We start from the raw sequence: 22,449 nt of genomic DNA, 5'->3' as shown, positions 1-22,449 counted from the left end.
TATACATGTGCAGCCCGCGCTCTTCTACGTTGAGCGCGGCTGCCAAGCATGTTTCAGGATAGGGGCGGTGCCCTTGCAGGTGGGCGGTATTGGCCGGCCAACAATGCAGGCAACCGCAGCGGCAGGATAAGGCCGAGCAGCGCCATAAAAGCCATGGAAATCGCAAGCAATATTGGATCAACACGGTCCATTGCGGCGTGGCTGATCCCCGCAAAGGCGCATGGCTGCGACGCGGCATCGCCCTTATGCTGGTCCGTGCCAGTATCTTTTTTTAATGGAATCTCAATCTGTTTGCCGCTGCCATCCGTCGGGTCGCACAGCATCAGCGATAACGTCATTTCGCTATCACCACCGCGCAGCATATATCCTTGCGGCACAAGCGCCTTGAACGCCAATGCGGCGATCAACAATAGCGCAAGCATAAAAGGCTGACGCCGAATCAAGAGACGTACCATCTGCATTGCGGCTGCCATTAAGCCGGATAAAGCTTAGCCGCTAGATAGTTTAACAGGTCCAAGGTTGCAGTTTGTGCATTTAGCCTGCGGTTAGTCCGCAGTGAATGTGATCATTAGAGTATCGTTATACCGGCCCGCAGGCGGAACACCGCCGCCCGGTTTAACCGATATTTCCAGCGGCATGGATTGACCCTGGTTATCCCCGCGATAGCTTAAACGGCGGGTTGCGCTTTGTGCGGATAAATCAATCTCTTCGCCGCGCAGTCTAAGGTCATAATCGATGCCCGGGCCGCCAAATTCATGCGACATTTTACCGCTATTGGCTGATTGGAAACTGACCGCAATATCGGCGTTGCTGATAATCTCAAAATCAACACTACGGCTGCTCGGAACAGACAGATCGCCAAAGTCTATGCTGGTTTCCCGGTTACCTTCACCGAATGTATCGGAGCTGACTTTCAGGACCGACGCCACAGGAGCCAATAAAGCGATCGGTGTTTCAGACACCAATTGAGGGCCGTTTTCATCATCCCGGAACAACCGGATCAATGCTTGGCCAGTATAAGTGCCGCCGCGCACAAATTGGCCGCTGGGAATGCTAACAAATAATGCGCCGCTATATCCGCCGCTGCCGTTGCCAAAGCTTCCTTCAATCCGCGATAGTTGTGACCCAAAAAAATCGCCATTCAAAAAGGATGGTCCGTTGGTTGTTTTCAATATGTCGTAATTTAATGCTCCATCGGGACCGACCAGCTTATTGTCCGCCGACGCGCTATTGGGCGATGCAGTAAGGAAGAAGTTGCAAGGACCGCCCTCTTTGCGAACCGAAATCGTGAATGTCTCATAGGATGGCGCAGCGTCAAAAACCTCATATCCCCGGCCATAGCTGCCCCGCCAATCGACGCTGTTTTCTGCGGTTAGCTCCATCTCACATGGGCCGCTGGCAGGTTCCAGCGAGTCATTTTGCGCCAAAGCGTCGCCGCTATAAACGGTCCCGCATAGCGCGAGCGTACCGGTTAGAATGACCTGAAATTGCGAAAATCTATTCATTTTCCTCACTCCCTTCTGCTGGAACATCAACATCGAAAAACACATAATCGCCGATACGGTAAATCCCGGAAGTTTCTTCGGGTATTGCCAAATCCTTTGTAATCAACCGGTCGTCGATTGTGACGGTGACCCGGTAAGTGCGTCCGGCCTCTACGCCTTCTAAGAAGAAGCGGCCTTTGGCATTGGTGAATATCGGCTTGCTCTCTTCATTAGCATTTTTCGCGCCATCCTGCAAAACCGCATTGCCCGATATAAAGACAAGGGGATCGCCGTCTTTATCAACCATATTGCCAACGACGGAGACATTGGCGGCACTGCCAACGGTTAGTTTATAGCCGCTGCGAAGGCCGGGGCTGAGTTCGAACACCTGCCCGCCAACCGAGGTGCCTGCGGGGGCATCGGGTGCATCGACCTGAACCGACCGATTAAAATAGGGCGTGAGCGAGGTGATAACCGCCGGACCCAACGCGCCGCTATAGCCGGAATAACGCGTTTCGGACGAACCGAACCCGGTGCGCGGTTCGACGGCGATATCATAATCGCCTGCTTTTTCATTGACCTTGAAAATGGCAAAGCTGTTGCGGACCGGACGGCTGACCGCGAATTGGCCATCCGCCATGACGAGCGCCGATCCGAAATTAACCTCCGTGCGTAAATCGCGCCGGGCATTGTTGCTGAAATAATTGCGGGAAATTTGTTGTACGCCTGCTTCAAACCGGTTGCCGATATAGGCGGCGCGGGCAAATTGGCGGTCCGCGCCGTCGCGGCGGTCGGCTCCTGCACCAAAGCTCCAGCTATCCACGCCGACGGAGCCCAATCGGTTATATTCCACCCGAGCCGCATTTTCCTCCGACATATAGGAAGCGGTGATCGACGATCTGCCCAGCGGGATAGACAGCCCCATGCGGATGGCAGGGCCTGTGCGTTCCGGACTTTTGCGATATTCTGCGCCCGCATAAATCGAACCAAAGCGGAATTGGCGAGAGATATTGAAACCGATATAATAGCTGTCGCTATCGGCAATCCTGTAATCTTCATATCCCGCCGTCAATTGTAGGCGGGTGCGCGCGTTCAGCTTTTGGCTGGCGCGGACCCGGGCTTCAACTGCTGTGAATGCACCTGAAAATATATCATTTAATGTCCGGTAATCTTTGCCGGTGAGCGACAACAGGCCATCAATCGCCCGTTCGCGGCTTGGGTCAGTGTCGCGCCAACGATATTGCAGCGTCAATTTGCTGCTATCAATTGCGGCTTTGCGAATATTGGTGGCGGCATTGACGGCAAACGTCCCTATCGGCGACGCCCATACCACCTCCGTCCCCAACAGGTCGAAATGGCGGCTGCCCTCCCAATTGACGCCAGCGGTAAGGGTCGGGCTGATCCCGTATCGGGCATAGGCGGTTCCGTTATAGTCATTGTCGTCATAGCGCCTGATGCCATTATCGTCGCGATAAGGCACGCCAACATTCAAGGCAAAATCAAACAGTCCGGGGGCCAGTAACTCAAGGTCATAAAATGCGGGAAAGGACAAAATTTCAATCTGGCCGCTGCCATAGTTGATTTGCAATTCAATATCATTGCCCGCTGATGCCACGAGCGGAAGATCACGCAAATTATACCGCCCGCTCGCCAAATCAAAACTGCGCACTGGTGTTCCGTTCAGCAGCACCTGAACCCGGGCAGGGCGGTCTAATTCAAAGGCTTGCTGCGATGTTGGGCGGATGTTCAAATAGGGGTTGATCGAATAATTGCGAGCCGCCGATATGCCCGCAATGCGCGGCGCATTCTGAAACGGACGGCGCGCCACGGTCAAATCGCCTAGCTCATATCGGATCAACCGGTTACGATCATCATAGCTAAGCCGCACATCGCCGCGCGTAAATTTACGGTTCCTGATGCTGTCATACCGCAGATCGGCGGTCAAAACCGCACCCTTGATGTTAAGCGCAAGATCAATGTCGGCGGCAAACCGATTGAAGGTTTTGTCGATAACCGCAGAATCTTCGACCAAGGTCACGCCCGCGCGGAACGAAGCATAGGCGGCAATGTCAGCCTGCTCGGCAAATTCGACATTACCACGCCCCTTGCGGCTGCGGATATTGAGATCGCGAACCGCGCGGATTTCAAGCGGTATGCCCACCCTTAACACTAACTGCGCCGGATCAAATTTTACGTCCAAGCCCAATTGGCGCAGCATTTGAAAAGGAATTTTATCACGGCCGTTGGTGAGCTGCCGGACTTTGACGGACGTTTCTTCGGTAATAGATGGAGCCAAGACGTTCGCCACGAAATCAGCCTCGACCCAACCTTGTTCACCTCGGTCATCGGGGGCTAAACGATACACCCCCATATTCACACCTTCGATCAGGACGGTGTATTCTCCCTCGCCAATTGCGGGGCGTTCTTTTCCGAAAACGGATTTGAATATATCGTCGATTGAGTCCGATTGAACGTCGCTGATCGGCTGCGTCTTTTCCTCTTGGTTGTCGCTATTATCCTGCGCCTGTGATCGCGGCGCGAACATTGTTGCCGTCACCAATGCGGCATAAACAGGGGATAAAAGGCGGTATCTGCGCATAGCGATACATGGGTCAGTTAAAGACCGTGTAGCCTGTTTTCAGCTCGCCTGTGACCTCGCCAAAAGGCAGGTTATCGGGCCAAGGCAGGCGAATGATACGTTCATTGCCAACAAGGATATTTTGATTGGCAAGCCCGGCCAATGCGGCACCTTCCAATGTGATGCCTGTGCCACCATTTTTCGGGGAGATTGTTAACACGGGCTTGTCCAATATTGCACGGCGCGTTCCGTCGCTTAATATCCGCGCTTCGAGCCATTTGGCTCCATCGTCATCGGTCACTGCGGATAAACCCATCAGCTTTGCCGACGGCACGGATTTGGGAGGAACGATATAGAGCGCCGCTTCATATCGATAACTCATGTCGACTTTTACCGACACATCGCCTTGCTTCCCGTCTTTGAATTTGATCGGCAATTGAGTGGTGACGATGCGGTAGGATAATTCTTTTTCGGGAGCCGGGTTGCCGATCCATTGCACCTTGAAACTCTGGCTGGCCTTTGGCGCGATCACCATTTGCGGAGGAGAGATCAGAATGTCGTCATCCTCTGGTTCACGGGTTTCGGTGCCGTCCGGATTTTGTTTGCGTGAATAGGCCCTCACTTCGATCGCGATTGGAACTTCATGGGTGTTGGTAATCAACAGATTTTGGGACGTGCCGGAACCGTTAGGGGATAATTGGATGACGATCGGCTTCAAATCATAGCTATAGGCCGGCGGTGTAATCATCACCATGGCTAAAGAAATGAAGGCTACCAATGCTTTGATAGAGCGGATCATCTTATTTCCCCCTTTTTGATGTTTATGGATAAAGTAGCTGGCCGGAACGAATGCCCGGCCAGCCCGCATTGCGTGCAAAGCTTAATAGTTTGCAGCCAAGGTAATGGTCAGTTCGTCCGAATATTCACCGGCAACCGCATATTCTTGCGGATTGTCGAAGCTCAGATCGAGATTGCCCGTGCGTGTGCCAGCGTTGAAAAAGATATTTTCCCAATCATTGTTGGTCACGATTACAACAGGTGCAGCTTGCATATCTGCCGAGTTGGTGGTGCTTGCACCAACGCCAGGAATACCCAAGAAGCTTGCTTCTACATCATAATCGATATTCACAACGCCGCCGCTGGTTGTGTTCAGCATGCCGCCGTTCAGCGAAGACAGCGAAACAGTATAGGGCGAGTTGCAGCTATACAGGATAGTCAGGCTGCCCTGATTTCCTGGGTTCAGCATATCGACGTTGAATGTGCCGCTGCCTTCAGGAACGAGCTCGCAGTTGCTGGCGACAGAACCGCTTAGTCCTAGAACATAGGATTCGCTGTCTTGTGCCATTGCAGGTGTTGCTGCCAATGCGGCTGCTACCGAAATTACACTCGCTGCTTTGATAAGATTTTTCATCACTTTTCTCCATAGTCTTATGGGGGAAAATCCCCGTTTATCCCTGGAATTCAGGGTCGCATTTGACCGGGAAAATACTGTCGCTTCGTCCGGCCCCAATGGGCGACAGACGGGATTTTGACATTGTTGAGAAAGGCTTGACCAAGGCACCGCAAATGGCTTGCGTTACCGCAGTCATACGCGTAAAAACGCGGAGTGAGCTTTCTCACAATCTGGGCGAGTTCCCGTGAACTTGTCCATAGGGCTCGTCAGCGATCTGACACCAATCACATTCGCTGGCGGGCCTGTCCTTTTCGAAAGTCAAATATTGACGATCAAAAAATAGTCATCTTGCAAATCTCCTCTGACCACCGAAAAGATAAGGCAATTGCTGCCACCAAGCAGCATGCTTCAGTAAACTTTTATTTCGTGCTGGATAAACGGCGGAACGCTGTTGCAGCGGTCCCATCCCATAGCGTGCATGCTTGCACATCTGTCCCAAAATGTTCGCCATCTATGTCACCCCATATTGGCTCCCGCATAGTTGCGTGAAACCTGAACACCGTGCGACCCATAGTTTAGCGGCTATGCATTTTTGCGATTAACCACCCTGTTTTTCTGCCCACTATTATTTACGATTCTGTGACGAATGCAAGTGACTCAGAAAAACGGGTTTTTTTGAGTTATCCACAAAGTGGAATTTATGTTTGAATCCAATGGCAAACATTACGAAGTGTATGAATTATGTTGGTTAACGCTTTGGTGACGCAATTTTACAATCTGTCGATTCCATCCTATTGGAATCGCCTCTGACTACCCTTGTCACCAGCGATATTGAGTTCCGAGTCGTTTTACATTTACGATATCGAGTCGCTGTTTCACGCAACGCATTTTATCGATTTTCGTGTTTTGAATTTGTAACTGCTGCTGATCGGTTTCGCGGCCCTCTGGCAATCATAAAATTAGACTGCTTGATCGGGCAATTGCCAATCGATCGGTGCACAGCCCCGGTCCGTTAGGAAATTATTGGCTTGAGAAAAATGGCGGCAACCAAAAAAGCCATTATGAGCCGCCAAGGGTGACGGGTGCGCAGCGCGCAAGACCAAATGCCGACCATCATCGACAAAGGCTGCTTTTTTCTGCGCATAGGCCCCCCAAAGCAGGAATGCGATCGGATCGCGGCGTTCATTCACCTTTGCGATAATGGCATCGGTAAAGCGTTCCCAGCCGCGTTTTTGGTGCGACGCGGCTTGATGAGCTTCGACAGTGAGCACACTATTCAGGAGCAACACGCCTTGCCTAGCCCAATGTTCCAAAAATCCGTGGGATGCCGGTGTGATGCCTAAATCCTGCTGCAGCTCCTTATAGATGTTCTTCAGGCTCGGCGGAGCGGCAATGCCAGGTTGCACCGAAAAACATAAGCCATGTGCCTGATCAGGGCCATGATAGGGATCCTGCCCCAATATCACTACGCGCACCTGATCCAGCGGGGTGAGTTCCAGCGCACGGAACCAGTTGCTGCTATGCGGAAAAATTCGCTTGCCCGCTGCCTTTTCCGCACGCAGAAATTCACGCAGCGCCGCCATATAGTCGCTGGCAAATTCATCTGCCAACGCCGTTTTCCAACTGTCATGCATGGCCAGCGCGGTCACGGATCAGCCAGCCGGAGCGGCCAGCATTTCTTCCCAAGCAGCAACCTCTTTCTTCGACGGGCTGCCCATCAGTTCGAGCGCATGGCGAAGCCGTTCGCGGATCACATCGCGGCCCAAATGCGTGATCGCATCAAATAACGGCACACCCTGCGCCGCGCCAGTAATGGCGAGATACATGGGCCGGATGACGTCTTTCAGCTTCGCATCCAACAGCTCTGCAGTGCGCCGTAAGCTCGCTTCGACGCCGTCCCGGTTCCAATCGATCAGCGCGTCAAACTGCGTCAAGGTTAAGTGATAGGCCTGGCGCTGTTGCAATTCGTCAAGCTTTACCCCGTCCCTCAAACGCGCCGCCGATTGCCCATCAATGCGGTTCATGAAAAACATGGATGTCAATGCGCCAAGGTCCGACAGTTTTGTAATTCGCGCCTGCGCCATTTCGGCTATGGGCAGCAAATAGGCATCGTTCAATGCCCATGCTTTCACCGCATCCAAAAACTGCGCACTGTCCATGCTTTCCCGAAGATAGCGGCCGTTGAGCCATTCCAGTTTGGATGTATCGAAAACCGGCCCGCCCAGCGTAATATTCTTCACATCAAATTCGTCGATCAACTTTTGCAGACTGCTCATTTCGTCCTCTTCGCTGGCCGAACGGATGAACAGGCCGAGGAAATTCTGCATCGCCTCCGGCAAGTAACCAGCGCGTTGATAGAATAGAATGCTGGTTGGGTTTTTGCGTTTCGACAGTTTCGATTTATCGGCATTGCGGAGCAGCGGCAAATGCGTCAGCACGGGCGGCTCCCAACCGAAATATTGGTATAACAGCAGATGTTTGGGCGCAGAAGAAATCCATTCCTCGCCGCGCATGACGTGTGTGATACCCATCAAATGATCGTCCACCACATTGGCAAGATGATAGGTGGGTAGGCCGTCCGATTTCATCAGAACCTGCATATCGACAACGCGATATTCAAACTCTATCTCGCCGCGCAATGTATCTTGAACCTTGCAAATGCCCTCTTCGGGAATCTTCATCCGCACCACATAGGGCACATTGGCGAGGTCCAGCTCCGCCCGGTCAGCATCGCTAAGAGTCAGGCAGGTGCCATCATAGCGCGGCGGCTGTTTCGCGGCCATTTGCTGACGCCGCATCGCGGTTAGCTTTTCGGACGTGCAGTAGCATTTAAAGGCATGACCACCCGCCAGCAAACGGTCGCAATGTTCGCGGTAGATATCGCTACGTTCCGACTGACGATAGGGTCCGTGCGGCCCGCCAACATCGGGTCCTTCATCCCAGCTGAGCCCCAACCATTTCAGGCTGTCCAATATCATCTTTTCCGACTGCGGCGTTGACCGGGCTTGATCGGTATCCTCAATTCGCAACAGAAATTCGCCGCCATGTTTCTTCGCAAAACAATAGTTGATTAACGCGATATAGGCCGTTCCAACATGAGGGTCGCCGGTGGGGGAAGGGGCGACACGGGTGCGGACTTTTGTGGCAGGAGCATTCATCGAACAGGGGCCTTTCAAAGGGCGGATATGATTTCATAAGCTGACCGCGCTCTAACAAGGTCATCGGCCAACGCCAAGTCTTATGCCGCCGCACGGGACATCAAGGATGAAGAATAGATTGGCGATATTCCCCATAACGGGTTAACGCCGCTGCATATGATACGAACCAACGATACACCTGCGATCCTGTCCACCGCGACCGCAGTGCCGGACCAGATGATTACGCAGGCTGAGGTGCTTGAGATATTGGAGCGGGCAAAGGCCCGCACTCTGCCCCCGCGTATGGCGGAGATTTTGGGCAATACCGGCATAAAGCAGCGCTATATTGCTATGCCGCCCGAATATTATTTTGCCGACCGCAATTGGGCCGACCGGGCGGCGGTTTATGAAGCAGCGGCGATGGATTTGTTTGAGCGCGCGGCCTCATCCGCGCTGCAACGGGCGGGACGCACGGCGGCGGATATTGGTCAGATTGTTTGTGTCTCCACCACCGGCGTGATGACGCCCAGCCTCCCCAGCCGGATGATCGAACGCATGGGTTTCTGCGGGGATACGCGCACGGTGCCGTTATTCGGCTATGGCTGCGCTGGCGGCGTGATCGGGCTTGGCATTGCCGCCGACTTGGCCCGCGCCGACCCTGTAAAGCCAGTGCTTTTGGTGGCGCTCGAATTATGCAGCATGGCCTATGACCATAGCCGGATGGACAAAAAGGATATGGTGGCAACCGCCCTGTTCGCCGATGGCTGCGCCGCTGCGGTGATCGGCGCGGGCGAGGGCCCAAGGCTCGCTGCCTTTGCGCAGAATACATGGCCCGATACGCTGGATATGATGGGTTGGGGCATTGGCGATACGGGTTTTGACCTTGTGCTCGCCCGCGATATTCCGGCCTTTATCGCATCGGGTTTTGCCCCGGTATGCGATGGCTTTCTCGCCGCACATGGTCTAAGCAAGGGCGACATAGCCGAGCCTATATGCCATCCGGGCGGTGGGCGTGTGGTCGATGCGCTGGGCGATTATTTCGGCCATGCCCTACCCGCAACTCGCTTTATTCTGGCCCATTATGGAAATATGAGTTCGCCCACGGTGCTGTTCGTTCTCGACGCGATATTGCGGCAGGGGCCCATTGAAAAGCCCGCAATCCTGACCGCGCTCGGCCCCGGCTTTACCGGCGCCATGGGGTTACTGGAGCCATGACAAGCAAAAGTGGGAACCGGTTTTGCGGCACGGTCATGGCGACCATCCAAGACCGTGCCATGACAAGCAAAAGTGGGAACCGGTTTTGCGGCTCGGTCATGGCGACCATCCAAGACCGTGCCATGACAAGCAAAAGTGAGAACCGGTTTTGCGGCTCGGTCATGGCGACTACCGGGAATTGCCGATGATGACACCATCAATTACCGATTGGCCAACATGGGCGATACTGGTGATCGGCTATCTGATCGTGCAGCGGCTGGGCGAGCTTATCTATGCCCGCCGCAACACGCGCCGCTTGCTTGCCGAAGGCGCGGTCGAGCATGGGGCAGGGCATTATCCGCTATTCATCCTGCTGCATGGCGGCTGGATCATCGCCATTGCGTTTCTGGCAAGCCCGGCTCTATCGCCGCCTTTTCTGCTGCTCACCGGTTTTATATTTAGCCAGATTTTCCGCATCTGGACATTGGCCAGCATCGGCCGTTGGTGGACCACCCGGATCATCAGCGCCCCGCATTTTCCAAGGGTAAAGCGCGGTCCTTACCGGTTCCTGCCGCATCCCAATTATGCCGTGGTGGTGGCGGAGATCGCGCTGGTCCCGCTATTGCTCGGCGCGCCATGGGTGGCCGGCTTCTTCACAGTGCTCAACGCCGCGTTGCTATGGTGGCGGATCCGCACCGAAAATGCGGTGCTGACCGAACGGGTGGGATAAGGGCGTTAGCGATCAACTTAATAGAGTTTTAAAAACAAAAACAGCGTCACCCCCGCGAAGGCGGGGGGCCATCACCTAAGCTATCATTTTAAACTAGGAGGTCGGCTCAAATTTCAGCCTCAGATGTTGGACCCCCACCTTCGCGGGGGTGACGAAACTATATTCTATCGTGTCGTCGCTCTTTGAATATCAACAACCCTAGCAGGTCATAAATTCCAGCGGCGTGCACAATCGAAGCAAGCGATTATCCGGCACGTTCGGGGCGGCGGTAAAAATGGGAGTGGAATGAAAGCATACGCCATCTCTCGCCGGTAATAGGGGCGGCATAAGTTGGGCCGGATAAAATAGAGGCAACGACGGGGCTTACCCCGAAGGTTTCCTGATCCCGCCCCTTGACGTTCGCAGCTGCCCAAGCTAGTGGCTGCGCTTCCAAGTGACAGGGCGTGATTCTTTCGCGCCCCTTTCGTGCGGAAATTACATAGCAGCACATTGTATCTGCGGACGGGTGGGCCAAAGGCTGAGCCTCCACCGTCAACACGGCCGTTTATGCAAAGTAACCTGTTTTATTACTAACCAAGGTGAAGATATGCCAACGATTAACCAGCTGGTCCGCAAGGGCCGGACTCCGCAAAAAGCGAAGTCCAAGGTTCCAGCGATGGAAGCCAATCCCCAAAAGCGCGGTGTTTGCACTCGCGTTTATACAACGACCCCGAAAAAGCCGAACTCGGCGCTTCGTAAGGTGGCTAAGGTCCGTTTGACCAACAGCCGTGAGGTCATTTCTTATATCCCCGGTGAAGGCCACAATCTTCAGGAGCATAGCGTTGTCCTGATCCGTGGCGGCCGTGTGCGCGACCTTCCCGGTGTGCGTTATCATGTGCTGCGCGGCGTGCTCGATACGCAAGGCGTTAAAGACCGCAAGCAATCGCGCTCCAAATATGGCGCGAAGCGTCCTAAGTAAGATCGGGAGAATAGAATATGTCACGTCGTCGTCGTCCCGAAAAACGGGTCATCCTGCCCGATCCCAAATTTGGTGATCTGGTATTGTCTAAATTTATGAACAATCTGATGCTGGATGGAAAAAAATCCGCCGCAGAACGGATTGTTTATGGTGCGCTTGATTCTGTGGAAGAACGCGCGAAGAAAAATCCGGTCGAATTGTTCCATGAAGCATTGAACAATGTAAAGCCCGGCATCGAAGTGCGTTCGCGCCGCGTTGGTGGTGCGACCTATCAGGTACCTTGCGAAGTGCGTCCGGAACGTGCGCAGGCATTGGCCATCCGCTGGTTAATCGGTGCGGCCCGGAACCGCAGCGAAACGACCATGTCCGCTCGTTTGTCGGGTGAGTTGATGGATGCCGCCAATAACAGGGGCAATGCGGTTAAAAAGCGTGAAGATACGCACCGCATGGCAGAAGCCAACCGGGCATTCGCGCATTACCGCTGGTAACCGCCGCTCGCCTGTAATTATTGTATAGAGGGGCTGGTCAAAACCGGCCCCTTTCCCTATAGGGCGGCGCACCGACGCAACGCCCCTCACACGGAGTAAAGACCATGGCACGCAGCCATCCATTAAACAGGTATCGCAACATTGGTATTATGGCGCATATTGACGCCGGTAAAACCACGACCACCGAACGTATCCTTTATTATACAGGTAAATCCTATAAAATCGGCGAAGTGCACGATGGCGCAGCGACGATGGACTGGATGGAGCAAGAGCAAGAGCGGGGCATTACGATTACCTCTGCTGCGACGACTTGTTTCTGGTCGGTGAAGGATGATAACGGCGAAGAGCACCGGATCAATATCATTGACACCCCCGGACACGTCGACTTCACCATTGAAGTTGAGCGGTCTTTGCGCGTGCTTGACGGCGCGGTTGCTTGCTTTGACGGCGTTGCTGGTGTGGAGCCGCAATCTGAAACCGTATGGCGTCAGGCCGATAAATACGGCGTTCCGCGTATGTGCTTCATCAATAAGCTCGACCGTACCGGCGCGAATTTCGAATATTGCGTGAAATCGATTATTGATCGTTTGGGCGCGACCCCGGCGGTGCTTTATATTCCTATCGGTCTTGAAAGCGATCTGAAGGGTCTGGTTGACCTTGTGAAGCAGCGCGCGATCATCTGGAAAGATGAAAGCTTGGGCGCCGAATTTAGCTATGAAGAAATTCCGGCTGATCTGGTCGACAGCGCGGCGGAATATCGCAATAAGCTGATCGAACTTGCTGTGGAGCAAGACGATGACGCGATGGAAGCCTATTTGGAAGGCAATGAGCCTGATGTGGACACGCTGAAAAAGCTGATCCGCAAAGGCACGCTGAACCATAGCTTCGTCCCTGTATGCTGCGGCAGCGCGTTTAAGAATAAAGGCGTGCAGCCTTTGCTCGACGCGGTTGTCGATTATCTGCCAAGCCCGCTCGACGTGCCTGCAATTGAAGGTGTGTTATTGGACGGCGAAACCAAGGACAATCGCCCATCGAGCGATGAGGCTCCTTTTGCCGCGCTGGCTTTCAAAGTGATGAACGACCCGTTTGTTGGCTCGCTGACCTTTGCCCGTATTTATTCTGGCAAGCTGGAAAAAGGCACCGTGCTGAATTCGGTGAAGGATAAGAAAGAGAAAATCGGCCGTATCCTCGAAATGCACTCCAATGAACGTAAGGACATTGATGAGGCATTTGCAGGCGACATCGTCGCTCTGGCCGGGATGAAGGAAACGACAACGGGTGACACGCTTTGTGCGCCGTTAAAGCCGATTATCCTGGAGCGGATGGAATTCCCAGAGCCAGTGATCGAGCTTTCGGTGGAACCAAAGACAAAAGCGGACCAAGAAAAAATGGGCATCGCGCTCAACCGTTTGGCTGCTGAAGATCCTTCGTTCCGCGTTTCGACCGACCATGAATCGGGCCAAACGATCATTAAAGGCATGGGCGAGCTTCACCTCGACATTCTGGTTGATCGTATGCGCCGCGAATTTAAGGTTGAAGCCAACGTGGGTGCGCCGCAGGTGGCTTACCGCGAATATATCGCGCGCGAAGTTGACATTGACTATACCCACAAGAAGCAGTCGGGTGGTTCGGGTCAATTTGGCCGCATCAAATTCACCATCACTCCCGGTGAGCGCGGCAGCGGCATCATCTTCCACGATGAAGTTAAGGGCGGCAACATTCCGAAAGAATATATTCCTTCGGTTGAAAAAGGCATGCGTGAAACCGCTGAAGGCGGATCGCTTATCGGCTTCCCGATCATCGATTTCGAAATCAAGCTGTATGACGGCGCTTACCATGACGTTGACTCTTCGGCATTGGCATTCGAAATTGCGGGCCGTGCTGGTATGCGCGAAGCCGCTCAGAAATCGGGTATCAAGCTGCTTGAGCCGATTATGAAGGTGGAAGTTGTTACTCCAGAAGATTATCTGGGTGACGTAATCGGCGACATGAACTCACGTCGTGGCCAAATTCAGGGCACGGACAGCCGTGGTAATGCGCAAGTTGTGGAGGCAATGGTGCCGCTGGCCAACATGTTTGGTTATGTGAACCAGCTGCGTTCCTTCACCCAAGGCCGTGCCAATTATTCGATGGTATTTTCGCACTATGACGAAGTTCCATCAAATGTTGCGTCGGAATTGAAAGAGAAGCTGGCATAACGCCAAAAAACAAGCTAGGCGCGCTCCACGATTCTTGGTGATTTGCGAAAATCCCGTGGAGCCGCCGAGTTGAAAAGCTTGACATTGGAACGCATCCTCGCCAAGGCGCGCGCGGACTGTTCCTAAACAGAACTAATATTTGAACCAAAAGGTAGGATAAAATGGCAAAAGCAAAGTTTGAGCGGAACAAGCCGCATTGCAACATCGGCACCATCGGTCACGTTGACCATGGTAAAACAACTCTGACCGCAGCGATCACCAAAGTGATGGCTGAAATTCACGGCGGCGCAGCTGTTGATTTTGCAAATATCGATAAAGCTCCTGAAGAGCGCGAGCGTGGTATCACGATCTCGACCGCTCACGTTGAGTATGAAACTGCTGCGCGTCACTATGCGCACGTTGATTGCCCAGGACACGCTGACTATGTTAAGAACATGATCACCGGTGCCGCACAGATGGATGGCGCCATTCTGGTTGTGAACGCAGCTGACGGCCCGATGCCACAGACCCGCGAGCACATCCTGTTGGCGCGTCAGGTTGGCGTTCCTGCTCTGGTTGTTTACATGAATAAAGTTGACCAAGTTGACGACGAAGAAATTCTCGAGCTGGTTGAAATGGAAATTCGCGAGCTGTTGTCTTCGTATGACTTCCCAGGCGACGATATTCCTGTGGTTAAAGGTTCGGCTTTGGCTGCACTCGAAGGCCGCGACGACAATATCGGTAAAGAATCGATCATCGCTTTGATGAACGCCGTTGACGAAGCCATTCCTCAGCCAGAGCGTCCAGTTGACCGTCCGTTCTTGATGCCAGTGGAAGATGTATTCTCGATCTCTGGTCGTGGTACGGTTGTGACCGGCCGCGTTGAAACCGGCATTGTTAAGGTGGGTGAAGAAGTTGAAATCGTGGGTATCCGCGACACCGCAAAAACTACTGTTACTGGTGTTGAAATGTTCCGCAAGCTGCTCGATCAGGGTGAAGCTGGCGATAACATCGGCGCGCTGGTTCGCGGCGTAGGCCGTGAAGATGTGGAGCGTGGTCAGGTTCTTTGTAAGCCTGGTTCGGTTACGCCGCACACTGAATTTAGCGCAGAAGTATATGTGTTGTCGAAAGATGAAGGTGGCCGTCACACGCCATTCTTCGCTAACTATCGCCCGCAATTCTACTTCCGCACCACCGACGTAACAGGCGAAGTTATCCTGCCAGAAGGTACCGAAATGGTCATGCCCGGCGATAACGTAACCATCAGCGTCAAATTGATCGCGCCAATCGCAATGGACCCAGGTTTGCGCTTCGCAATTCGCGAAGGTGGACGTACTGTTGGTTCAGGGGTTGTAGGAACGATCACAAAGTAATATAGGCTGCGCATCCCGGGCGGGTTTGATTCGCCCGGGTCCAGTTTTGAAATTTTAGAAACAGCTATTCCGGCTTACAAATGGTAAGTCGGTATTGCTGTTTTTCGGCTCTTTCATATCGGTAGAAATTAGGATTTGGTATAAACCATGGAAACGCAGAATATTCGCATCCGTCTCAAGGCTTTTGACCATCGCGTGCTTGATCAGGCGACTGGTGACATTGCAGACACTGCGCGCCGTACAGGCGCATTGATCCGGGGACCAATCCCGCTTCCTACCAAGATTGAAAAGTTCACCGTGAACCGCGGCCCGCATATTGACAAAAAGTCACGCGAGCAATTTGAGGTTCGGACATATAAGCGGATGCTCGATATCGTGCAGCCGACACCGCAGACCGTGGATGCGCTGATGAAGCTCGATCTTGCTGCTGGTGTGAATGTAGAAATTAAGCTGGCTTAAGAGCTCGCTTTCTGGCCAAATATGGTCAGAGAAATTGAAAGTTTTCGCAGCATTGCGAAAACGGACATGGAATACCGCCGGAGCTTTGATCCGGGCCGCGTTCCCCGTCTCGCCAAGCACGCCTTTTTGAAAAAGGGTGCTGGCACCTAGCCCGGACGGGGCTCGTTTAATTTACAGGGTTGGAAAATTAGGCGTCACGCCCTCCTGGCAATCCTGCCAGCCGGGCCTCTGACATAGTTGGAGTATGGATCATGCGCACTGGCGTGATCGCGAAAAAGATGGGTATGATGCGCCTCTTCAATGAAGATGGCCGTCACGTTCCTGTCACCGTATTGGCTCTTGAGGGATGCCAAGTGGTCGGAGCCCGTAACGAAGAACGTGATGGTTATTTTGCCGTCCGTCTCGGAGCCGGAGCCCGTAAAGCGAAAAATGTAAACAAACCGCAACGCGAAGAATTCGCAAAAGCTTCTGTTGAGCCCAAGGCTCGCGTCGCTGAATTCCGCGTCGATAATGAAGATGGTCTCCTGCCTGTTGGCGCTGCTATCTCCGCCGATCATTTTGTTGATGGTCAGATGGTTGATATCACCGGTCATACACAAGGTAAGGGTTTTGCTGGTGCCATGAAGCGTTGGGGCTTCGGCGGTATGCGCGCGACCCATGGTGTGTCCATCTCTCACCGTGCCCATGGTTCGACGGGTCAACGTCAGGATCCAGGTAAAGTGTTTAAGGGTAAGAAGATGGCCGGCCACATGGGCGACCGTCAACGCACCCAGCAAAATCTCGAAATCGTCCGCACCGATGTGGCGCGCGGCCTGATTTTCGTAAAGGGAAGTGTTCCCGGCGCGAAAAATGGCTGGCTTCTGGTTCGCGATGCCGTGAAGCATCCTGCTCCCGAAGGCGCACCTTTCCCTGGTTCGGTCAAAAATGACAATGAAGCGCCTGCTCCTGAAGTAGCAGACACTCCTGCTGCTGAGGCTCCTGCAGTCGAAGCTACCGAAGAGAAGGAGGGTTAAGACATGAAACTCAAAGTTCAAACCCTCGACGCGAAAGCCAAAGGTGACATTGATCTGAATGATGATGTCTTCGGTCTTGAGCCACGTGCAGACATTTTGCACCGCGTTGTCACATGGCAGCGTGAAAAAGCTCGCGGCACGGCACGTCCCACGCGTGAGCGCGGTGATGTAGCCCGCACTGGTAAGAAATTCGGCAACCAAAAAGGTGGTGGTACCGCCCGTCATGGTAACCGCCGCGCGCCGATCTTTATCGGTGGTGGTAAAGCCCATGGTGCACGCTTGCGTGACTTTAACCCTTCGTTGAACAAGAAAATCCGTGCTCTGGGCCTGAAAATGGCTTTGTCGAGCAAGGTAAAAGCCGGCACTTTGTTCGTGCTTGAAAATGTGGAATTGAAAGACGCCAAAACCAAGGCGTTGCAAGCTCACATTGGCAAGCTGGGCCTCGGCAAGAAAATTCTTGTGATCGACGGTGAAGCCGTGAATGACAATTTCCGCAAGGCATCGGCCAATCTGGTCGGCATCAATTCGCTCCCCGCTGTGGGCGCCAATGTCTATGACATTTTGAATGCTGATAGCTTGGTTTTGACCCGCGCTGCGGTTGAGAAACTGGAGGCGCGTTTCAATGGCTAAAAAAGACAGCATCGACGCCCGTCATTATGACGTGATTGTTGCGCCGCATATTACCGAGAAAGCAACTTTGCTCTCGGAAAATAACGCGGTTGTTTTCAAAGTAGCGAAAACTGCAAGCAAGCCGCAGATCAAGGCCGCTGTTGAGGCTTTGTTCAATGTCAAGGTTACTGGCGTCAACACGCTGGTCCAAAAAGGCAAAGTCAAGCGTTGGAAGGGTGCTCCCTATAAGCGCAATGACGTAAAAAAAGCTGTTGTGACTTTGGCTGAAGGCCAGATGATCGACGTGACCACGGGGGTTTAACGGATATATTATGGCATTAAAAAGCTACAAACCGACTAGCCCCGCACGCCGCGGTCTTGTGCTGGTTGACCGGTCAAGCCTGTATAAAGGCCGTCCGGTAAAAGCGCTGACCGAAGGTAAGAAGAAAACCGGTGGCCGCAACAATAAAGGTCATGTGACCTCGCGCGGTATCGGCGGCGGTCATAAGCAAAAATATCGCGTGATCGATTTCAAACGTCGGAAGTGGGATATGCCCGCGACCGTAGAGCGTTTGGAATATGACCCCAACCGCACGGCATTCATCGCGCTTCTAAAATATGAAGATGGCGAGCAAGCCTATATCATCGCACCGCAGCGTCTCGCCGTTGGCGATACGGTTGTGGCGGGTGAAAAAACCGACGTGAAGCCTGGCAATGCGATGTTGCTGAGCCAAATGCCGGTTGGCACCATCTGCCACAATATCGAAATGAAGCCCGGTAAGGGCGCTCAGATCGCACGCAGCGCGGGCACTTATGTGCAGCTGGTCGGACGTGATGGCGGACGCGTGATCGTCCGTTTGAACTCAGGTGAGCAGCGCTATATCTTGGGCAGCTGCATGGGAACAGTTGGCGCGGTTTCAAACCCCGACAATTCGAACACCACGCTTGCCAAGGCTGGCCGCAATCGCTGGCGCGGTATTCGTCCGCTGACCCGCGGTGTTGCGAAAAACCCGGTCGATCACCCGCATGGTGGTGGTGAAGGCCGGACCTCTGGTGGTCGTCATCCAGTGACTCCATGGGGCAAGCCGACCAAGGGCGCACGGACCCGCAAGAACAAATCGACTGATCGGATGATCATCCGTTCACGTCATGCGAAGAAGAAGAGGTAACTTATGTCTCGTTCCGTCTGGAAAGGTCCGTTTGTTGACCTCTATCTGCTGAAAAAAGCAGAAACCGCCCAGGATGAAGGCGCTCGTTCGCCGATTAAAACCTGGTCACGCCGCTCGACGATCTTGCCGCAATTTGTCGGCCTGACGTTCAACGTTTATAACGGCCATAAATTCATTCCCGTTTCGGTGAATGAAGACATGGTCGGCCATAAGCTGGGTGAGTTCGCTCCGACGCGCACTTATCATGGTCATGGCGCAGACAAGAAGGGCAAACGCTAATGGGTAAGCAATCCGCCCCCCGCCGCGTAGGCGATAATGAAGCATTGGCTGTTGGCACAACGATCCGTGGCAGCGCGCAAAAGCTGAACCTGCTGGCTGCGTTGATCCGTGGTCGCAAGGTGGACGAAGCTTTGAGTATCCTGAAATTCTCCAAAAAGGGAATGGCGCAGGATGTGAGCAAGGTTCTCGCCTCGGCTATCGCCAATGCAGAAAATAACCATAACCTTGATGTGGACGCGCTGTTCGTAAAAGAAGCCAGCGTTGGCAAGGCGCTTAGCATGAAGCGTTTTCATGCCCGCGCCCGTGGCCGCTCAAGCCTTATCGTGAAACCTTTTAGCCGTTTGCGCATCGTTGTTCGCGAACAAGAAGAAGAGGCGTAAACCATGGGTCAGAAAAGTAATCCAATCGGGCTCCGCCTGCAGATTAACCGGACTTGGGATAGCCGCTGGTTCGCAGAAGGCCACGAATATGGCCAGATGCTGATCGAGGATCTCAAAATCCGTAAATTCATTTTTGAAACTTTGCCACAAGCGGCGATTTCAAAAGTTGTCATTGAGCGTCCGGCGAAAAATTGCCGCGTGTCCATTTATGCCGCACGTCCAGGCGTGATTATCGGCAAAAAAGGCGCTGACATCGAAAAGTTGAAAAAGCAAATTGGTCAACATACCAAAGCGGAAATCAGCCTGAACATCGTCGAAATTCGTAAGCCAGAAGTGGACGCGAAGCTGGTCGCACAAGGAATCGCCGATCAGCTGATCCGCCGTATCGCATTCCGCCGCGCCATGAAGCGTGCGGTGCAATCTGCGCTGCGTTTGGGTGCAGAGGGTATCAAGATCACTTGCGGCGGCCGTTTGGGCGGTGCAGAAATTGCCCGCGTGGAATGGTACCGCGAAGGCCGCGTGCCGTTGCATACGCTGCGTGCAAATGTCGACTATGCCGAAGCCGAAGCGCTGACCGCTTACGGTATTATTGGCATCAAATGCTGGATCTTTAAGGGCGAGATTCTCGGCCATGATCCAATGGCAATGGACCGTTTGATGATGGAGGCCCAAACATCGGGCGTTCGTCCGCATGGCGACCGGCGCTGATAGGATAGGGTAGAAAAATGCTACAACCTAAAAAACATAAATTCCGCAAGCAGTTTAAGGGCCGCATTAAGGGCGCTGCAAAAGGCGGTACGGATTTGAACTTTGGTTCCTATGGCCTGAAAGCTTTGGAACCTGAGCGTATCACAGCGCGTCAGATCGAGGCGGCTCGCCGCGCGATCACGCGTCATATCAAACGTCAGGGACGTTTGTGGATCCGTATCTTCCCCGATGTGCCGGTTACCAAAAAACCTGCTGAAGTCCGTCAGGGTAAAGGTAAAGGTTCGGTCGAATATTGGGCAGCCAAGGTGAAGCCAGGCCGCATCATGTTCGAACTGGACGGCGTTCCCGGTCCGATTGCAGCGGTTGCTTTTCAGCGCGCTGCTATGAAATTGCCGGTCAAAACCAAAGTAGTTGCCCGTCTGGGTGATACTTCGCATTTGGGAGCATCATAAGATGAGCAAAGCAGAAGATCTCCGCGTCAAAACCGACGATGAGCTGTCGGCCCAATTGACTGAGTTGAAGCGCGAAGCGTTCAACCTGCGTTTCCAGGCGGCTACTGGCCAGTTGGAAAAGCCTGCACGGGTTCGTGTGGTTCGCCGCGACATTGCTCGCATCAAGACACTTCAGGGCGAGCGCTCAGCCGCTGCCTCGAAAACGGCATAAGGAGCCAATAGATGCCAAAACGCATATTAACCGGCACGGTTGTCTCCGACAAAAATGACAAGACAATTGTCGTAAAAGTCGAGCGCAAGGTAAAGCACCCGCTGTACGGAAAGATCATCCGTCGTTCGAAAAAATATCATGCCCATGATGAAGCCAATGAATTCAAAGCGGGTGAGACCGTCCGTATTGAAGAAACCCGGCCGATTTCAAAGAATAAGACCTGGAAGGTTTTGGAGCGCGAAACCGCTGCAGCACCGGCCAAGGCAAAGACGGAAGATGCAGGCGCTGAATAAGCGGTTTGCCGAATAGATTTAGGAACTACCGGGCAGATCCCGGCAAGCCCAAACGAAAGGAATTGGATCCATGATCCAGATGCAATCTAATCTCGACGTCGCTGACAATAGCGGTGCGAAGCGCGTCCAGTGCATAAAAGTGCTGGGCGGGTCAAAGCGCCGTTTTGCCGGCGTTGGCGACATCATCGTGGTGTCGATCAAAGAAGCGGCTCCGCGCGGCAAGGTGAAGAAGGGTGACGTCCATAAGGCTGTTATCGTTCGCACTCGCAAGGATATTCGCCGCGCCGACGGCAGCGTCATTCGCTTTGATGGCAATGCTGCGGTTTTGATCGGAAACAATGGCGAACCCATTGGCACACGTATTTTTGGCCCAGTCGTTCGCGAATTGCGCGCCAAAAAACATATGAAAATCATCAGTCTTGCGCCGGAGGTATTGTAATCATGGCTATGGCAAAGATTAAAAAAGGCGATACGGTAGTATTGCTGGTTGGTCCAAAGGAACAACGCGGTCGCACTGGTGAAGTGCTGAAAGTGTTGCCAAAGGAAAATAAGGTCGTTGTCAGCGGCCTGAAATTGGCAAAACGTCACCGCAAACCAACGCAGGACAACCCACAAGGCGGGATCGATACATTTGAAGCACCGATCCATATTTCCAACGTAGCCCTTGCTGACCCCAAAACAGGCAAAGCAACTCGGGTAAAGATTGTTGCTGACAAAGACGGCAAAAAATCACGCGTTGCCGCAAAGTCAGGGGAGAAGATCAGTGGCTGATACAAAATATACCCCGCGTATGAAGCAGCGTTATGACGAAGTGATCGTCAAAGCGATGCAGGAAAAATTCGGCTATAAAAACCATATGGCCATTCCAAAGATCGAAAAGATCACGCTGAATATGGGCGTGGGTGAAGGATCACAGGACAAGAAGAAGGTTACGACCGCTCTTGCCGAAATGGAATTGATCGCTGGTCAAAAGCCCGTGATCACCAAAGCGAAGAAATCCATCGCGGGCTTTAAGCTGCGTGAAGGTATGCCCATCGGCGTGAAAGTTACGCTGCGCGGCGCGCAAATGTATGAATTTATTGATCGTCTGGTGACGGTTGCGATGCCACGTATTCGTGACTTTCGCGGACTGAACCCGAAAAGCTTTGATGGCCGCGGCAATTTTGCCATGGGTTTGAAAGAGCAGATCATTTTCCCAGAGATTAGCTATGACGCCATCGATACGGTGCGCGGCATGGATGTAATCGTAACCACTTCTGCCAAAACGGATGATGAAGCACGCGAATTGTTGCGTTTGTTCAGCTTCCCGTTCCCCGCAGAAGAATCCGAAGAGAAGGCAGCCGCTTAATATAGCAGCTGTCTCG

At 53.2% G+C, this 22,449-nt stretch carries 27 protein-coding genes; 20 read left to right on the top strand and 7 right to left on the bottom strand.

From position 1 onward, the window contains the following. Positions 1–53: 53 nt before the first annotated feature. The 7 genes from ACFOWX_RS00770 to gltX all read right to left on the bottom strand — a co-directional run bounded on the left by ACFOWX_RS00770 (position 54) and on the right by gltX (position 8,613). Positions 54–461, bottom strand: a complete 408-nt coding sequence (locus ACFOWX_RS00770; protein ID WP_381420542.1) for a hypothetical protein — start codon at positions 459–461, stop codon at positions 54–56. Between the two features lie 84 nt (positions 462–545). Further along, positions 546–1,505, bottom strand: coding sequence for a hypothetical protein (locus tag ACFOWX_RS00765; protein ID WP_381420541.1), 960 nt, complete (start codon positions 1,503–1,505; stop codon positions 546–548). Continuing rightward, a complete protein-coding gene (locus tag ACFOWX_RS00760) occupies positions 1,498–4,083 on the bottom strand; it encodes a fimbria/pilus outer membrane usher protein (protein WP_381420540.1) in 2,586 nt (861 codons plus the stop codon). The genes ACFOWX_RS00765 and ACFOWX_RS00760 overlap by 8 nt, the downstream gene beginning before the upstream one ends. A gap of 13 nt (positions 4,084–4,096) precedes the next feature. Then, positions 4,097–4,861: a fimbria/pilus periplasmic chaperone gene (locus ACFOWX_RS00755; protein ID WP_381420539.1), complete on the bottom strand. Its 765-nt coding sequence runs from the start codon at positions 4,859–4,861 to the stop codon at positions 4,097–4,099. An 81-nt stretch (positions 4,862–4,942) separates the two neighbouring features. Continuing rightward, positions 4,943–5,473, bottom strand: a complete 531-nt coding sequence (locus ACFOWX_RS00750) for a hypothetical protein (protein ID WP_381420538.1) — start codon at positions 5,471–5,473, stop codon at positions 4,943–4,945. A 941-nt stretch (positions 5,474–6,414) separates the two neighbouring features. After that, positions 6,415–7,089: a uracil-DNA glycosylase gene (gene ung, locus ACFOWX_RS00745; protein ID WP_381420561.1), complete on the bottom strand. Its 675-nt coding sequence runs from the start codon at positions 7,087–7,089 to the stop codon at positions 6,415–6,417. Between the two features lie 18 nt (positions 7,090–7,107). Further along, positions 7,108–8,613, bottom strand: a complete 1,506-nt coding sequence (gene gltX, locus ACFOWX_RS00740) for a glutamate--tRNA ligase (protein ID WP_381420537.1) — start codon at positions 8,611–8,613, stop codon at positions 7,108–7,110. A gap of 156 nt (positions 8,614–8,769) precedes the next feature. Here gltX and ACFOWX_RS00735 point away from each other — a divergent pair, with 156 nt between their 5' ends. The 20 genes from ACFOWX_RS00735 to rplE all read left to right on the top strand — a co-directional run bounded on the left by ACFOWX_RS00735 (position 8,770) and on the right by rplE (position 22,433). Continuing rightward, the gene (locus ACFOWX_RS00735; protein WP_381420536.1) at positions 8,770–9,807 is read left to right on the top strand and encodes a type III polyketide synthase; all 1,038 of its coding nucleotides are present in this window, start codon (positions 8,770–8,772) and stop codon (positions 9,805–9,807) included. A 184-nt stretch (positions 9,808–9,991) separates the two neighbouring features. Continuing rightward, positions 9,992–10,516 (top strand): isoprenylcysteine carboxyl methyltransferase family protein, encoded by a 525-nt coding sequence (locus ACFOWX_RS00730; protein WP_381420535.1) that lies wholly within the window; start codon positions 9,992–9,994, stop codon positions 10,514–10,516. A 586-nt stretch (positions 10,517–11,102) separates the two neighbouring features. Beyond that, a complete protein-coding gene (gene rpsL, locus ACFOWX_RS00725) occupies positions 11,103–11,474 on the top strand; it encodes a 30S ribosomal protein S12 (protein WP_374523900.1) in 372 nt (123 codons plus the stop codon). A 17-nt stretch (positions 11,475–11,491) separates the two neighbouring features. After that, positions 11,492–11,962 carry a 30S ribosomal protein S7 gene (gene rpsG, locus ACFOWX_RS00720; protein ID WP_381420534.1) on the top strand — a complete coding sequence of 157 codons (471 nt, stop codon included), beginning with the start codon at positions 11,492–11,494 and terminating at the stop codon, positions 11,960–11,962. A 104-nt stretch (positions 11,963–12,066) separates the two neighbouring features. Then, complete coding sequence (fusA, locus tag ACFOWX_RS00715; RefSeq protein ID WP_381420533.1) at positions 12,067–14,160, top strand: elongation factor G; 2,094 nt, start codon at positions 12,067–12,069, stop codon at positions 14,158–14,160. 161 nt (positions 14,161–14,321) lie between these two features. Beyond that, entirely contained in the window at positions 14,322–15,512 is a 1,191-nt protein-coding gene (gene tuf / locus ACFOWX_RS00710) for an elongation factor Tu (RefSeq protein WP_381420532.1), read from the top strand. A 147-nt stretch (positions 15,513–15,659) separates the two neighbouring features. Further along, on the top strand, positions 15,660–15,971 hold the full coding sequence (rpsJ, locus tag ACFOWX_RS00705; protein WP_381420531.1) for a 30S ribosomal protein S10: 312 nt from the start codon (positions 15,660–15,662) through the stop codon (positions 15,969–15,971). A 251-nt stretch (positions 15,972–16,222) separates the two neighbouring features. Further along, positions 16,223–16,984, top strand: coding sequence for a 50S ribosomal protein L3 (gene rplC, locus ACFOWX_RS00700; RefSeq protein ID WP_381420530.1), 762 nt, complete (start codon positions 16,223–16,225; stop codon positions 16,982–16,984). 3 nt (positions 16,985–16,987) lie between these two features. Further along, positions 16,988–17,614, top strand: coding sequence for a 50S ribosomal protein L4 (rplD, locus tag ACFOWX_RS00695; protein WP_381420529.1), 627 nt, complete (start codon positions 16,988–16,990; stop codon positions 17,612–17,614). Next, positions 17,607–17,915 (top strand): 50S ribosomal protein L23, encoded by a 309-nt coding sequence (locus ACFOWX_RS00690; protein WP_381420528.1) that lies wholly within the window; start codon positions 17,607–17,609, stop codon positions 17,913–17,915. Before rplD ends, ACFOWX_RS00690 begins: the two co-directional genes overlap by 8 nt. Before the next feature lie 10 nt (positions 17,916–17,925). Further along, positions 17,926–18,762 (top strand): 50S ribosomal protein L2, encoded by an 837-nt coding sequence (gene rplB, locus ACFOWX_RS00685; RefSeq protein WP_381420527.1) that lies wholly within the window; start codon positions 17,926–17,928, stop codon positions 18,760–18,762. 3 nt (positions 18,763–18,765) lie between these two features. Then, positions 18,766–19,041: a 30S ribosomal protein S19 gene (gene rpsS / locus ACFOWX_RS00680; protein ID WP_381420526.1), complete on the top strand. Its 276-nt coding sequence runs from the start codon at positions 18,766–18,768 to the stop codon at positions 19,039–19,041. Next, complete coding sequence (rplV, locus tag ACFOWX_RS00675; protein ID WP_381420525.1) at positions 19,041–19,421, top strand: 50S ribosomal protein L22; 381 nt, start codon at positions 19,041–19,043, stop codon at positions 19,419–19,421. Before rpsS ends, rplV begins: the two co-directional genes overlap by 1 nt. A 3-nt stretch (positions 19,422–19,424) precedes the next feature. Next, positions 19,425–20,129, top strand: a complete 705-nt coding sequence (gene rpsC / locus ACFOWX_RS00670) for a 30S ribosomal protein S3 (RefSeq protein ID WP_381420524.1) — start codon at positions 19,425–19,427, stop codon at positions 20,127–20,129. A 17-nt stretch (positions 20,130–20,146) separates the two neighbouring features. Then, entirely contained in the window at positions 20,147–20,581 is a 435-nt protein-coding gene (rplP, locus tag ACFOWX_RS00665; protein ID WP_381420523.1) for a 50S ribosomal protein L16, read from the top strand. A gap of 1 nt (position 20,582) precedes the next feature. After that, positions 20,583–20,792, top strand: coding sequence for a 50S ribosomal protein L29 (gene rpmC / locus ACFOWX_RS00660; RefSeq protein WP_381420522.1), 210 nt, complete (start codon positions 20,583–20,585; stop codon positions 20,790–20,792). Positions 20,793–20,803: 11 nt separating this feature from the next. Further along, positions 20,804–21,085, top strand: coding sequence for a 30S ribosomal protein S17 (gene rpsQ, locus ACFOWX_RS00655; RefSeq protein WP_381420521.1), 282 nt, complete (start codon positions 20,804–20,806; stop codon positions 21,083–21,085). 70 nt (positions 21,086–21,155) lie between these two features. Then, positions 21,156–21,524: a 50S ribosomal protein L14 gene (gene rplN, locus ACFOWX_RS00650; RefSeq protein WP_381420520.1), complete on the top strand. Its 369-nt coding sequence runs from the start codon at positions 21,156–21,158 to the stop codon at positions 21,522–21,524. Between the two features lie 2 nt (positions 21,525–21,526). Then, the gene (gene rplX / locus ACFOWX_RS00645) at positions 21,527–21,856 is read left to right on the top strand and encodes a 50S ribosomal protein L24 (protein ID WP_381420519.1); all 330 of its coding nucleotides are present in this window, start codon (positions 21,527–21,529) and stop codon (positions 21,854–21,856) included. Further along, a complete protein-coding gene (gene rplE, locus ACFOWX_RS00640; RefSeq protein ID WP_381420518.1) occupies positions 21,849–22,433 on the top strand; it encodes a 50S ribosomal protein L5 in 585 nt (194 codons plus the stop codon). Before rplX ends, rplE begins: the two co-directional genes overlap by 8 nt. The last annotated feature ends 16 nt before the right edge of the window (positions 22,434–22,449 follow it).

Origin of the sequence: Sphingorhabdus arenilitoris (assembly GCF_042651485.1) — a bacterium.
GTDB classification, from domain to species: domain Bacteria; phylum Pseudomonadota; class Alphaproteobacteria; order Sphingomonadales; family Sphingomonadaceae; genus Sphingorhabdus_B; species Sphingorhabdus_B arenilitoris.
Note: the sequence above shows the minus strand (reverse complement) of the source record. Positions and strands in the feature narration are given on the sequence as shown.

Excerpts from the sequence above, each read along its gene's own strand:
- rplN (WP_381420520.1), top strand. The coding sequence starts at position 21,156 with ATGATCCAGATGCAATCTAATCTCGACGTCGCTGACAATAGCGGTGCG.
- rplX (WP_381420519.1), top strand. The coding sequence starts at position 21,527 with ATGGCTATGGCAAAGATTAAAAAAGGCGATACGGTAGTATTGCTGGTT.
- gltX (WP_381420537.1), bottom strand. The coding sequence starts at position 8,613 with ATGAATGCTCCTGCCACAAAAGTCCGCACCCGTGTCGCCCCTTCCCCC.
- ung (WP_381420561.1), bottom strand. The coding sequence starts at position 7,089 with ATGCATGACAGTTGGAAAACGGCGTTGGCAGATGAATTTGCCAGCGAC.
- rplP (WP_381420523.1), top strand. The coding sequence starts at position 20,147 with ATGCTACAACCTAAAAAACATAAATTCCGCAAGCAGTTTAAGGGCCGC.
- ACFOWX_RS00750 (WP_381420538.1), bottom strand. The coding sequence starts at position 5,473 with ATGAAAAATCTTATCAAAGCAGCGAGTGTAATTTCGGTAGCAGCCGCA.
- rpsS (WP_381420526.1), top strand. The coding sequence starts at position 18,766 with ATGTCTCGTTCCGTCTGGAAAGGTCCGTTTGTTGACCTCTATCTGCTG.
- rplC (WP_381420530.1), top strand. The coding sequence starts at position 16,223 with ATGCGCACTGGCGTGATCGCGAAAAAGATGGGTATGATGCGCCTCTTC.
- ACFOWX_RS00765 (WP_381420541.1), bottom strand. The coding sequence starts at position 1,505 with ATGAATAGATTTTCGCAATTTCAGGTCATTCTAACCGGTACGCTCGCG.
- ACFOWX_RS00755 (WP_381420539.1), bottom strand. The coding sequence starts at position 4,861 with ATGATCCGCTCTATCAAAGCATTGGTAGCCTTCATTTCTTTAGCCATG.
- ACFOWX_RS00760 (WP_381420540.1), bottom strand. The coding sequence starts at position 4,083 with ATGCGCAGATACCGCCTTTTATCCCCTGTTTATGCCGCATTGGTGACG.
- ACFOWX_RS00730 (WP_381420535.1), top strand. The coding sequence starts at position 9,992 with ATGATGACACCATCAATTACCGATTGGCCAACATGGGCGATACTGGTG.
- rpsC (WP_381420524.1), top strand. The coding sequence starts at position 19,425 with ATGGGTCAGAAAAGTAATCCAATCGGGCTCCGCCTGCAGATTAACCGG.
- ACFOWX_RS00735 (WP_381420536.1), top strand. The coding sequence starts at position 8,770 with ATGATACGAACCAACGATACACCTGCGATCCTGTCCACCGCGACCGCA.
- ACFOWX_RS00770 (WP_381420542.1), bottom strand. The coding sequence starts at position 461 with ATGCAGATGGTACGTCTCTTGATTCGGCGTCAGCCTTTTATGCTTGCG.
- rplV (WP_381420525.1), top strand. The coding sequence starts at position 19,041 with ATGGGTAAGCAATCCGCCCCCCGCCGCGTAGGCGATAATGAAGCATTG.
- rplB (WP_381420527.1), top strand. The coding sequence starts at position 17,926 with ATGGCATTAAAAAGCTACAAACCGACTAGCCCCGCACGCCGCGGTCTT.
- rpsG (WP_381420534.1), top strand. The coding sequence starts at position 11,492 with ATGTCACGTCGTCGTCGTCCCGAAAAACGGGTCATCCTGCCCGATCCC.
- rpsQ (WP_381420521.1), top strand. The coding sequence starts at position 20,804 with ATGCCAAAACGCATATTAACCGGCACGGTTGTCTCCGACAAAAATGAC.
- ACFOWX_RS00690 (WP_381420528.1), top strand. The coding sequence starts at position 17,607 with ATGGCTAAAAAAGACAGCATCGACGCCCGTCATTATGACGTGATTGTT.
- rpmC (WP_381420522.1), top strand. The coding sequence starts at position 20,583 with ATGAGCAAAGCAGAAGATCTCCGCGTCAAAACCGACGATGAGCTGTCG.
- fusA (WP_381420533.1), top strand. The coding sequence starts at position 12,067 with ATGGCACGCAGCCATCCATTAAACAGGTATCGCAACATTGGTATTATG.
- tuf (WP_381420532.1), top strand. The coding sequence starts at position 14,322 with ATGGCAAAAGCAAAGTTTGAGCGGAACAAGCCGCATTGCAACATCGGC.
- rpsJ (WP_381420531.1), top strand. The coding sequence starts at position 15,660 with ATGGAAACGCAGAATATTCGCATCCGTCTCAAGGCTTTTGACCATCGC.
- rplD (WP_381420529.1), top strand. The coding sequence starts at position 16,988 with ATGAAACTCAAAGTTCAAACCCTCGACGCGAAAGCCAAAGGTGACATT.
- rpsL (WP_374523900.1), top strand. The coding sequence starts at position 11,103 with ATGCCAACGATTAACCAGCTGGTCCGCAAGGGCCGGACTCCGCAAAAA.